Origin of the sequence: Pseudomonas parakoreensis (assembly GCF_021602155.1) — a bacterium.
GTDB lineage: Bacteria > Pseudomonadota > Gammaproteobacteria > Pseudomonadales > Pseudomonadaceae > Aquipseudomonas > Aquipseudomonas parakoreensis.
The window spans coordinates 334,830-344,995 of sequence record NZ_BQHY01000007.1; the positions used below are offsets into that span (position 1 = coordinate 334,830).

Below are 10,166 nucleotides of genomic sequence, written 5' to 3' on the forward strand. Positions count from 1 at the left end.
GCAGCTCCTACAGTGGACGTTTTAGGCCTTTGCCTGGGTGGGCAACACATCGTTGGCAATCATTTCGCCAAACGGCCCGGTCAGGTTAGTGACGCCGCGTCCGGCCAGGCTCGCATACGGCTCGGGCAGCAGTGGGAACACCAGTTCGGCAAAGCGATAAGCTTCTTCCAGATGCGGATAGCCGGAAAAGATGAAGCTCTCGATGCCGAGGTCGGCGTACTCCTTGATTCGCGCGGCCACTTGCTGCGGATCGCCCACCAGCGCGGTACCGGCACCGCCGCGTACCAGACCGACGCCGGCCCACAGGTTGGGGGCGATTTCCAGGTTGTCGCGACGCCCGTCATGCAACGCCGCCATGCGCCGCTGGCCTTCGGAGTCGAAGCGCGAGAAGGATTTCTGCGCGGCCTCGATGGTCTCGTCGCTGATGTGCTCGATCAGTTTGTCCGCAGCCTTCCACGCTTCTTCGGCGGTCTCGCGAACGATCACGTGCAGGCGAATCCCGAACTTCACCTTGCGCCCATGCCGCGCGGCGCGTTCACGCACATCGGCGAGTTTTTCGGCAACGGCGGCGGGCGGTTCGCCCCAGGTCAGGTACACGTCGACTTGCTCGGCAGCGAGGTCATGTGCCGCGTCGGACGAGCCACCGAAATACAGCGGCGGATAGGGCTTCTGCACTGGCGGATAAAGGGCCTTGGCGTTCTGTACTTTCAGGTGTTTGCCTTCGAAATCCACCGATTCGCCTTGCAACACCCGGCGCCAGATCTTGAGGAATTCGTCGGTGACTTCGTAGCGTTCGCTGTGGCTGAGGAAGCTGCCGTCGCCACGGTTTTCGTCGGGGTCGCCGCCGGTCACCACGTTGATCAGCAGGCGGCCGTTGGACAGTCGATCGAGCGTCGCCGCCATGCGCGCCGAAACGGTGGGCGAAATGATCCCCGGACGGATCGCTACCAGATAACGCAGGCGCTCGGTCAATGGCACCAGCGCCGAAGCGATCACCCACGAGTCTTCGCAGGAGCGCCCGGTGGGAATCAGCACGCCGTGGTAGCCGAGGCTGTCGGCGGCTTGCGCCACTTGTTTCAGGTAATTCAGGGTGACCGGGCGCGCGCCTTGGGTGGTGCCCAGGTAATGCCCGTCGCCGTGGGTCGGCAGGAACCAGAAAACATCCATGAACAGCTCCTTAAGCGATTTTCAGCAACGGTTTGATTTGCGTGCCGAACAGCGGCGCGGCGCGTTCGGCGGCCAGGCGAATGCGCGCTTTCAGCGGTTCGCTGGTGATCTGGTAGTCGGCGAAATCGGCCTCGGTGGCATAGACCCCGATCGGCAGGGTCACGGCCTGGAAGAAACTGAACAGCGGCCGCAACTGGTGATCCAGCACCAGCGCATGGCGCTCACTGCCCCCGGTGGCGGCGAGCAGTACCGGGGTGTCGATCAGCGCGTTGAGGTCGATCAGGTCAAACAGATGCTTGAGCAGGCCCGGGTAGGAGCCGCGATACACCGGCGCGGCGACGATCAGCAGATCCGCCTGTTCGATGGCTTGCAGTTCGGCCTCGACCTCGGCGTTCAGCTCCTGACGCGACAGGGCACCACCCAACGGCCGGGCGATGTCACCGAGTTCGATCAGATGACTCTCGACCGGCAAGTGTCCGGCCAGTTCGGCCAACAGCGCTTGGGTCAGTACCAGCGTGCGCGATGGACGCCAGGTGCCGCCGGAGAGGGCGACGACTTTCAGGGGACGCGACATGATCAGTTCCTTTTTTTCAACAGTTGCTCAGCGAGCAGTGAGTCAGTGCCGAGGCTTGAGCAAGCGCTGTACCAATTCCTGAGAGGCCCGGTTTTATTGGGCCTGAGCGCTCTGGCGTAAGTCGGTTGTGCGGATATCAGGCGGGTTTGTTGATCTGCTGTTGCCTGGGCAACAGTTGCTGGAGCAACAGTTGTTCGCCGTGTGCAGGGATTTATAGCGACTGCTGTTTATTCCGTAAAAGAACGTTAATCGATATTTATAGATCATTAGGAGATATGGCGACGATACAGCTGAAATCCTGATAGCCACTATTGAACGCGTTGATTTTTGCCCGGACGGGCGCGGGCGTAGCCTTTGTCCATCGACTACCACCGCCCCGCCAGGACGCTCCCCATGAATCATTTACTGACTGTTTCGCTGTTGCTCGCTGTCTCCGTACTCGCCGGTTGCGCGACCCACGTTTCCCCCGAACAACGGCCTTACACCGCCGAAGAAACCCGCGAACTGGCGATGGAAGCGCTGAATCGCAGCGGCTTGTCCTTCGACGAATATCACGCGAAGAAAGCCGCACTGCTGGGCGAATCGCGATTCGACAAGAAAGCTGAAATGAGCGCCGGGCGAGCCATACAGCTGCACGGTCGTCCAAGTTAATCGAAAACTGTACTGCTCGAATTTTCGCGTAACTGTCCGTGGGTTTGCGGGCTGCCGTGCGATAGGGTCAACACCTGAATGACCCCCGACGGATTGCCCTCCATGACCCTTTCGCTTGATCTGCTGTTGGGCTTTGCCCTGTTTGCCCTTGTCACCTCGATTACACCGGGGCCGAACAACACCATGTTGCTGGCGTCGGGGGTGAACTTCGGCTTCAACCGCACCATTCCTCACATGCTCGGCATCACCTGCGGTTTCTTCGTATTGGTGGTCGCGGTGGGCTTTGGCCTGGGCGCGGTATTCCAGACATACCCGATTCTGTACACGGTGCTGCGCTATGTCGGCGCCGCGTATCTGTTGTACCTGGCGTGGAAAATCGCCCACTCGGGGCCGGTGGGCGAGGGCGTCGAAGGCGAGGCCCGGCCGATCAGCTATCTCGGCGCGGCGGCGTTCCAGTGGGTCAATCCCAAGGCCTGGATCATGGCCATCGGCGCCATCAGCACCTACACGCCGATGCAGGGTTATTTCACCAACGTGGTGGTGATTGCCGCCGTGTTTGCCATCATCAACCTGCCCAGTGTCGGCGTCTGGGCGGCGTGTGGCACGCTGTTGCGCAACGTGCTGAAGGACCCGCGCTGGTTGCGCGTGTTCAACTGGGGCATGGCGGCGCTGTTGGTGATTTCGCTGTACCCGTTACTTCTCGAAAGCTTTCACTGACGCATTGCTTCAACCGCCGGCCCGATGCCTGTTAAGCTCGGCTTCAGGAGCGTTCCTACGCACTTTTAAATGAAGTTGTTCTTCTTTAACGGCATCCGATCAGGTATTGATGACGCTCTCGAACCAACGCGCAGCTCACGAGGCTGCGTTGTGCCGTTTGCAGACACGAGCCTCCTGATCCCGGAACACGCTCTGCGAGTCTTTTATGAATAAACGTCCGCTGTATTTCGATTACGCCGCCACCACCCCGGTGGACGAACGGGTCATCCAGGTGATGATCGACTGTCTGGGTTTTCACGGTAACTTCGGCAACCCGGCGTCCAGTTCCCATGCCTTTGGCCAGCAGGCCCGGCAAACGGTCGAGCAGGCCCGTCGACAAGTCGCCGAACTGGTGGGCGCCGAAGCCGCGCAGATCGTCTGGACCTCCGGCGCCACCGAATCCAACAACCTCGCCCTCAAGGGCGTAGCCCAGGCGCGCGGCGTTGCTGGTGGCCACATCATTACCAGCCAGATCGAACACAAAGCCATTCTTGATACCGCCCGGCAATTGCAGGACGCCGGTGTTGCGGTGACCTATCTGGTGCCGGATGCCGAAGGCCTGATCACCCCGCAAGCGGTCAGCGAAGCCATGCGCGACGATACCTTTCTGGTGTCGCTGATGCTGGTCAACAACGAACTCGGCACCCTCAATGATATCCCGGCCATTGGTGAAGTCGTGCGCGGCCGTGGCGCGCTGTTCCACGTCGATGCCGCGCAGGGTGCGGGCAAAGTGGCGATCGATCTGCAGCAATGGCCGGTGGACTTGATGTCGTTTTCGGCGCACAAACTCTACGGCCCCAAGGGGATCGGCGCGTTGTATGTCGGCCCGCGCGCGCAGCAGCGTTTGCAGGCGCAGATTCATGGCGGCGGCCACGAAGGCGGGCTGCGTTCCGGGACGCTGGCGACGCATCAGATCGCCGGCATGGGCGCGGCATTCGCCCTGGCCGCTGTGGCGTTCGATGCGGAGAAAACATCCATCGTGGCGCTGCGTGAGCGCTTGCTCGAACAGTTGTCGAGCCTGCCTGGCGTGCGTCTCAACGGCAGCGATAGCCAGCGCATCCCGCATACGTTGAGCCTGACGTTCAGCGAAGGTGAGTTCAACGGTGCAGCCTTGAGCCAGTCGATCGCCTTTTCCGCGACCTCGGCCTGTAACTCGGCGAGCAACACGCCCTCTCATGTGCTGTTGGCCCTGGGGCACGATGCCCGGCTGGCCGGTCGCACCATTCGCCTGAGCCTCGGCCGTTTCACCACCGCCGACGATATCGATCAGGCGGCAGAACTGATCAAAAGCGCCTGCGCCAGTGCCCCGGCATTCTGGGCGACAGGGCTTTAACCAGCCGGTTTTCACGGCTACGAACAATAACGATGAAGTGATTGGCAGGAGACATGATGAGTACCCAGACTTTGACCGAAGGAACGGTTCCCCAGCGCCTGGCGCGCACCCGTGAACTGATGCGCCGCGAAGGCATTCATGCGTTGCTGGTGCCATCGGCGGACCCGCACCTCTCGGAATACCTGCCGGGTTACTGGCAAGGGCGCCAATGGCTGTCGGGCTTTCATGGCTCGGTCGGCACGTTGATCGTGACTGCCGATTTCGCCGGGGTCTGGGCTGACAGTCGCTATTGGGAGCAGGCGACCAAGGAACTCAAGGGCAGCGGCATCGAACTGGTCAAGCTGCAACCGGGTCAGCCGAGTCCGCTGGACTGGCTCGCCGAGCAGACACCGGAAGGGGGCGTGGTCGCGGTCGACGGTGCGGTGATGGCCGTTGCCTCGGCACGCACGTTGAGCAGCAAACTTGAAGCCCGCGGCGCGCGTCTGCGGACCGACATCGATTTGCTGAATGAAGTCTGGGCGGACCGCCCGAGCCTGCCGAACGCGCCGATCTATCAACATCTGCCACCGCAAGCGACGGTCAGCCGTGGCGAGAAACTCGCCAAACTGCGTGAGACCTTGCGGGAACGTGGCGCCGACTGGCACTTCATTGCCACCCTCGACGACATTGCCTGGCTGTTCAACCTGCGCGGCGGTGATGTCTCGTTCAATCCGGTGTTTGTGTCGTTCGCGTTGATCAATCAACAGCAAGCGACCCTGTTTGTGGCCTTGAGCAAAGTCGACGCCGAGTTGCGCGCAGTGCTGGAGCAGGATGGCGTGACTCTGCGCGATTACCGCGAAGTCGCCGACGCCTTGCGCGCTGTACCAGGCGGCGCGAGCCTGCTGGTGGATCCGGCGCGGGTGACCAGCGGTTTGCTGGATAACCTGGACAAAGGCGTGAAACTGGTCGAAGGCCTGAACCCGACCACGCTCGCCAAATCGCAAAAGAGTGAGGCTGATGCGCAGCACATCCGCAAGGCCATGGAGCAGGACGGCGCGGCGTTGTGCGAGTTCTTCGCCTGGCTGGAATCGGCCTGGGGTCGTGAACGCATCACCGAACTGACCATCGACGAGAAACTCACTGCTGCCCGTGAGCGTCGTCCGGATTACGTGTCGCTGAGCTTCAACACGATTGCCGCGTTTAACGCCAACGGCGCAATGCCGCACTATCACGCCACCGAAGAAGAACACGCGGTGATCGAGGGTGACGGCTTGCTGCTGATCGACTCGGGCGGCCAGTACCTGGGTGGCACCACCGACATCACCCGAATGGTGCCAGTGGGGACGCCGACGGCTGAACAGAAGCGTGACTGCACTCGGGTACTCAAAGGCGTGATTGCTCTTTCGCGGGCGCAGTTCCCGAAAGGCATTCTGTCGCCGTTGCTCGACGCCATCGCCCGTGCACCGATCTGGGCGGAAAGCGTGGATTACGGTCACGGCACCGGTCATGGGGTCGGCTATTTCCTCAACGTTCACGAAGGCCCGCAGGTGATCGCCTATCAGGCAGCACCGGCACCGCAAACGGCGATGCAAGCGGGGATGATCACCTCGATCGAACCGGGCACTTATCGTCCGGGCCGTTGGGGCGTGCGCATCGAGAACCTGGCGATGAATCGCGAGGCGGGGAGCAGCGAGTTCGGTGAGTTCCTCAAGTTTGAAACCTTGACCCTGTGTCCGATCGACACGCGCTGCCTGGAACCGTCCTTGCTGACGCAGGAAGAGAAGCAGTGGTTCAACGCCTATCACGCTGAAGTGCGTGAGCGTCTGAGTCCGTTGCTGGAGGGCGCTGCGCTGGAGTGGCTGAACACGCGCACCGTGGCGATCTGAATGGCTGAAACCCGGGCGCTGTCGGCAGTGCCCGGGTGTTGTTTCTAATCTTGACGCAGGGCCTCTTCGACGAAGTCGAGGCGGTCCTGTCCAAAGAACATCTGGTTGCCGATAAACATGCTCGGCGCGCCAAACACCCCGCGTTTAATGGCTGTTTCGGTGTTGTCCTTCAGGGCTGCCTTTACTGTCTCATCGTTGGTCAGGGCCAGAACTTCATTGGGGTCGAAGCCGTGCTCGCTCAATACCGCAGCGACAGTTGCCGGCTCATCAAGCGGGCGTCCCTCCACCCACAATGCCTTGAACAGACAATCGATAAACGCCTGAAAGCGTTCCGGTTGGCGCAGTTGGATGCCGGTGACGGCTCGCATCAGCATCAGTGTGTTGATCGGAAAATGCGGATTGAATTTCAGCGGCACGCCGTAACGCTTGGCGTAGCGATCCAGATCCTGAAACATATAGCGGCCCTTTGCCGGAATCATCGCCGGCGATGCGTTGCCGGTCGCCTTGAACACGCCGCCCAGCAGCATCGGGATGTAAATCAGTTGGCTCGCGGTCTCGGCACAGATCTTCGGCAACTGGGTATAGGCCAGGTAAGTGGCAGGGCTGCCGAGATCGAAATAGAACTCCACGGTTTTCGTCATCTTCGCTGCTCTCTATTTATTGTTATGGAGGAGGTGGGGCTTACCAGCGTTCGTTCCACGGGCGCAGATCCAGTTCGAAGGTCCAGGCGTCCCGTGGCTGACTGTGCAGATACCAATAGTTTTCGGCGATGTGTTCGGGATTGAGAATACCGTCCTGATCCTTGGTCGCGTACTTCTCCGGGAAACTGTTGCGAATGAAATCGGTGTCGATGGCGCCATCTACCACCACGTGCGCGACATGGATGTTCATCGGCCCCAGCTCACGCGCCATGCTTTGCGCCAGTGCACGGATACCGTGTTTGGCGCCGGCAAACGCGGCAAATCCGGAAGCGCCACGCAGTCCAGCGGTAGCGCCAGTGAACAGAATGGTGCCGCGCTGGCGCGTGACCATGCGCTTGGCCACTTCGCGGGCATTGAGAAAACCCGAGAAACAGGCCATTTCCCAGATCTTGAAATACTTGCGCGCAGTTTCTTCGAGAATGCTGCAAGGCACGTTGGCGCCGATGTTGAAGACAAACGCCTCGATCGGACCCAGGCAGGTTTCGATCTCTTCAATCAACGCGATGACGTCTTCTTCCTTGCGCGCATCGCAGGCAAAACCATGGGCTTCTCCGCCCTCGGCCGAAATCGCGTCGACCAGCGGCTGCAATTTGTCGGCACTGCGCCGGGTGACGCAAGCGACAAATCCTTCTCTGGCAAAGCGCTTGGCAATTGCTCCGCCGGTGGCATCGCCGGCACCAACGACTAATACGACCTTCTTGTTGTTATTCATGGGTGTATCCCTTTAGTGAACGATCGTTAAGTGAACGAACGTTATGCTAGGATCCGGATAACGTCAAGGCGCTTGATCAAGAGGAAAGCACATGCGGTATTCCGCCGGTCACAAGCTGGAAACCCGAGAAAAACTGCTGAACAGCAGTGCACTGTCAGCCAAGCGTTCGGGCTTTTCCACAGTCGGTGTCGATGGTTTGATGAAGGCGATCGGCCTGAGTGGCGCGGCGTTTTATAGCCACTTCTCGTCGAAAAACGAGCTGTTCACCGCTATCGTCGAGCGCGAACTGTGTCAGAGCCTGGAGCGGCTGGGGGGGAAGGGGGCGCAGGACCGTGAGCGGCTGGAACGCTGTCTCAAGCAGTACCTGAGCATGGCTCACGTGGAGCAGCCTGAATCGGGCTGTGCCTTGCCGACGCTGGGCGCGGAAATTGCCCGTTCAGATGATCAGGTTCGCGAGCAGGCAGAGTTGTGGATTTGTCGGCTGCAAGCCAGTTGGGCGCAGATTCTGGAAAGCGACAGCCTGGCCTGGGCGATTCTGTCGCAATGCGTCGGAGCGCTGGTGGTGGCGCGGATGCTGGTGACGCCGGAGATTCAACAGACGGTATTGCAGTCCAGTCATGAGGAAATCGGGCGTCAACTGGCTGCTCGGAAAGGCGGGCAGCCTGAATGATTCACTTGCAGATGACGATCATGCTGCGGCTGGTATAGCCAGCCGGATTGAGACCGAACGGGTAATCGCCTGGCTCTTCCACGGCGTCCCCGGATTTGGCGATGACCTTGTAGCCTTTGGGGGCGCAGGAATTGGCGGCGCTGGTGTAGCACTTGTCCCAAGAGGACGACAGCCCGGAACAGTTGATGTGCAGCCCTTTTTTACCGTGCTTCACCTGGGTCTTGGAGGTCGCTGCGCACCCCGCTACTGCCAATACAGCGATCAGTATCAAAATTCGTTTCATTACCGTCCTTATGGTAGCCACGAGTCTGGCGCTCGGGTCTGCCTGTATTCGCCTGCGCTTTAAGCGGTTTGATATCCCTGTCCGAAAAATCCATGTCTGGCACTGAGTCAAGGGGGCTAAACATGGCCTAAATGAACGCCAATTGCCAGACCTTCGTCAAATCCTGTCTCAATCCGCCGCAACGGCGGGCTTGGCGGTGCTGCCCATGGTCATGGTTGCCCCGACGGAGGCCAGAATAATGCAGAGGATCGCCATCCATTGTGACAGCGTGAGGTATTCCTGCAGAAACAGGAGGCCCGACAATGCGCCGAAGGCCGGTTCGATGCTCATCAAGGTACCGAAGGTGCGGGCAGGCATGCGGGTGAGGGCGACCATCTCAAGGGTATAGGGCAAAGCTGTTGAGAGGATGGCGACGCCGATGGCGATCGGGATCAGCGACGGGGTCAGCAACGCGGTGCCTGCATGCACGATGCCGATCGGCGCGACAAACAGTGCGGCGATCATCACGCCCAGAGCCGCAGTCGTCACGCCGTTGTCTGCACCGGCTTTTTGGCCGAACAGAATATACAACGCCCAGCACACGCCGGCGCCCAGGGCATAACCGGCGCCGACCAGATCAATTCCCGCTGTTGTTGCTCCCGTCGGGATCAACAACAGCAGGCCGACGGCCGCCAAGGCAATCCAGAGAAAATCGATAGCGCGGCGAGAGGCGTAAATGGCGACGGCCAGCGGACCCGTGAACTCAAGCGCGACTGCAATGCCAAGCGGTACGGTGCGCAATGACATATAGAAGAGGAAGTTCATCCCGCCCAGCGCCATTCCGTAAACGATCACTGTCCGCAGCGACTGAGCTGTCAGCCTTGCGCGCCATGGGCGCAGCAATAACAGCATGATTACGCTGGCGAAGACCAGGCGCAGAGTGGTCGTCCCTTGAGCGCCGACTACCGGGAACATGCTTTTGGCTAAAGAGGCGCCAGACTGGATGGATGCCATGGCTATTAATAAGAGGCCAACCGGGAACAGCGTTGAGGCCAGAGAGCGAGGTTGGTCAGTCATTGCGAGGCATCGTCCAAAGGTAAGAGCAGAGTATTGTTTTAGGTGTTGGGCAATATACTGCGCATTCGGAGGCATTGCGTCTATATATAGCTGGCTTTTTCGGTGTCTCGACAGAAAACTGAAATTAACGGTTGACTGCAGATTCTGGAGGTCTATAATTCGCCCCACTTCCGGCGCAGTCGAAACGGAAAACTCCTTGAGATTCAACGAGTTAAGCAGTTTTCGACGGCGGATCGCTTCAGTTCATCGAAGCCTGGAAGGAGTTGAAGGGGCGGTGATGTTTGGCTCTTTTGACGGTTCGGTCTTCTCGGTCGAAAGCGGTGAAAAAGAGGTGTTGACAGCAGCGTGTAACGCTGTAGAATTCGCCTCCCGCTAACGAGAGATCGGAAGCGCAAGTG

11 protein-coding genes are annotated in these 10,166 nt (G+C 59.9%); 5 read left to right on the top strand and 6 right to left on the bottom strand.

All coding sequences use genetic code 11. The features are described from left to right. Nucleotides 1-21: 21 nt before the first annotated feature. Complete coding sequence (gene ssuD / locus L6D63_RS13740; RefSeq protein WP_095137367.1) at nucleotides 22-1,167, bottom strand: FMNH2-dependent alkanesulfonate monooxygenase; 1,146 nt, start codon at nucleotides 1,165-1,167, stop codon at nucleotides 22-24. Nucleotides 1,168-1,177: 10 nt separating this feature from the next. Further along, nucleotides 1,178-1,741: an FMN reductase gene (gene msuE, locus L6D63_RS13745; protein WP_121186441.1), complete on the bottom strand. Its 564-nt coding sequence runs from the start codon at nucleotides 1,739-1,741 to the stop codon at nucleotides 1,178-1,180. 393 nt (nucleotides 1,742-2,134) lie between these two features. On the opposite strand from msuE, the gene L6D63_RS13750 reads away from it, so the two are divergent. From L6D63_RS13750 to L6D63_RS13765, 4 genes are all read left to right on the top strand, one after another. Then, entirely contained in the window at nucleotides 2,135-2,392 is a 258-nt protein-coding gene (locus tag L6D63_RS13750; protein ID WP_131671614.1) for a hypothetical protein, read from the top strand. A 102-nt stretch (nucleotides 2,393-2,494) separates the two neighbouring features. Beyond that, nucleotides 2,495-3,109 carry a LysE family translocator gene (locus L6D63_RS13755; protein WP_041069783.1) on the top strand — a complete coding sequence of 205 codons (615 nt, stop codon included), beginning with the start codon at nucleotides 2,495-2,497 and terminating at the stop codon, nucleotides 3,107-3,109. Nucleotides 3,110-3,314: 205 nt separating this feature from the next. After that, a complete protein-coding gene (locus L6D63_RS13760) occupies nucleotides 3,315-4,481 on the top strand; it encodes an aminotransferase class V-fold PLP-dependent enzyme (RefSeq protein WP_095668708.1) in 1,167 nt (388 codons plus the stop codon). 56 nt (nucleotides 4,482-4,537) lie between these two features. Further along, nucleotides 4,538-6,346, top strand: coding sequence for an aminopeptidase P family protein (locus L6D63_RS13765; protein WP_095668709.1), 1,809 nt, complete (start codon nucleotides 4,538-4,540; stop codon nucleotides 6,344-6,346). Between the two features lie 44 nt (nucleotides 6,347-6,390). Here L6D63_RS13765 and L6D63_RS13770 read toward each other — a convergent pair whose 3' ends face one another. Further along, nucleotides 6,391-6,987 (bottom strand): 2-hydroxychromene-2-carboxylate isomerase, encoded by a 597-nt coding sequence (locus tag L6D63_RS13770; protein WP_047295321.1) that lies wholly within the window; start codon nucleotides 6,985-6,987, stop codon nucleotides 6,391-6,393. A gap of 40 nt (nucleotides 6,988-7,027) precedes the next feature. Next, nucleotides 7,028-7,759: an SDR family oxidoreductase gene (locus L6D63_RS13775; protein ID WP_047295320.1), complete on the bottom strand. Its 732-nt coding sequence runs from the start codon at nucleotides 7,757-7,759 to the stop codon at nucleotides 7,028-7,030. Nucleotides 7,760-7,850: 91 nt separating this feature from the next. Between L6D63_RS13775 and L6D63_RS13780 the strand changes: the two genes are divergently transcribed. Continuing rightward, nucleotides 7,851-8,429, top strand: a complete 579-nt coding sequence (locus L6D63_RS13780; RefSeq protein WP_047295317.1) for a TetR/AcrR family transcriptional regulator — start codon at nucleotides 7,851-7,853, stop codon at nucleotides 8,427-8,429. A gap of 1 nt (nucleotide 8,430) precedes the next feature. Here the strand turns inward: L6D63_RS13780 and L6D63_RS13785 are convergent, their stop codons facing one another. Both L6D63_RS13785 and rhtA read right to left on the bottom strand, forming a co-directional pair. After that, entirely contained in the window at nucleotides 8,431-8,712 is a 282-nt protein-coding gene (locus L6D63_RS13785; RefSeq protein ID WP_041069802.1) for a hypothetical protein, read from the bottom strand. A 168-nt stretch (nucleotides 8,713-8,880) separates the two neighbouring features. Then, the gene (gene rhtA / locus L6D63_RS13790; protein WP_121186429.1) at nucleotides 8,881-9,768 is read right to left on the bottom strand and encodes a threonine/homoserine exporter RhtA; all 888 of its coding nucleotides are present in this window, start codon (nucleotides 9,766-9,768) and stop codon (nucleotides 8,881-8,883) included. Between the last annotated feature and the right edge of the window lie 398 nt (nucleotides 9,769-10,166).

What these genes read in the sequence shown, in the direction of transcription:
- ssuD (WP_095137367.1), bottom strand. Translation starts at nt 1,167, where the DNA reads ATGGATGTTTTCTGGTTCCTGCCGACCCACGGCGACGGGCATTACCTG.
- msuE (WP_121186441.1), bottom strand. Translation starts at nt 1,741, where the DNA reads ATGTCGCGTCCCCTGAAAGTCGTCGCCCTCTCCGGCGGCACCTGGCGT.
- L6D63_RS13750 (WP_131671614.1), top strand. Translation starts at nt 2,135, where the DNA reads ATGAATCATTTACTGACTGTTTCGCTGTTGCTCGCTGTCTCCGTACTC.
- L6D63_RS13755 (WP_041069783.1), top strand. Translation starts at nt 2,495, where the DNA reads ATGACCCTTTCGCTTGATCTGCTGTTGGGCTTTGCCCTGTTTGCCCTT.
- L6D63_RS13760 (WP_095668708.1), top strand. Translation starts at nt 3,315, where the DNA reads ATGAATAAACGTCCGCTGTATTTCGATTACGCCGCCACCACCCCGGTG.
- L6D63_RS13765 (WP_095668709.1), top strand. Translation starts at nt 4,538, where the DNA reads ATGAGTACCCAGACTTTGACCGAAGGAACGGTTCCCCAGCGCCTGGCG.
- L6D63_RS13770 (WP_047295321.1), bottom strand. Translation starts at nt 6,987, where the DNA reads ATGACGAAAACCGTGGAGTTCTATTTCGATCTCGGCAGCCCTGCCACT.
- L6D63_RS13775 (WP_047295320.1), bottom strand. Translation starts at nt 7,759, where the DNA reads ATGAATAACAACAAGAAGGTCGTATTAGTCGTTGGTGCCGGCGATGCC.
- L6D63_RS13780 (WP_047295317.1), top strand. Translation starts at nt 7,851, where the DNA reads ATGCGGTATTCCGCCGGTCACAAGCTGGAAACCCGAGAAAAACTGCTG.
- L6D63_RS13785 (WP_041069802.1), bottom strand. Translation starts at nt 8,712, where the DNA reads ATGAAACGAATTTTGATACTGATCGCTGTATTGGCAGTAGCGGGGTGC.
- rhtA (WP_121186429.1), bottom strand. Translation starts at nt 9,768, where the DNA reads ATGACTGACCAACCTCGCTCTCTGGCCTCAACGCTGTTCCCGGTTGGC.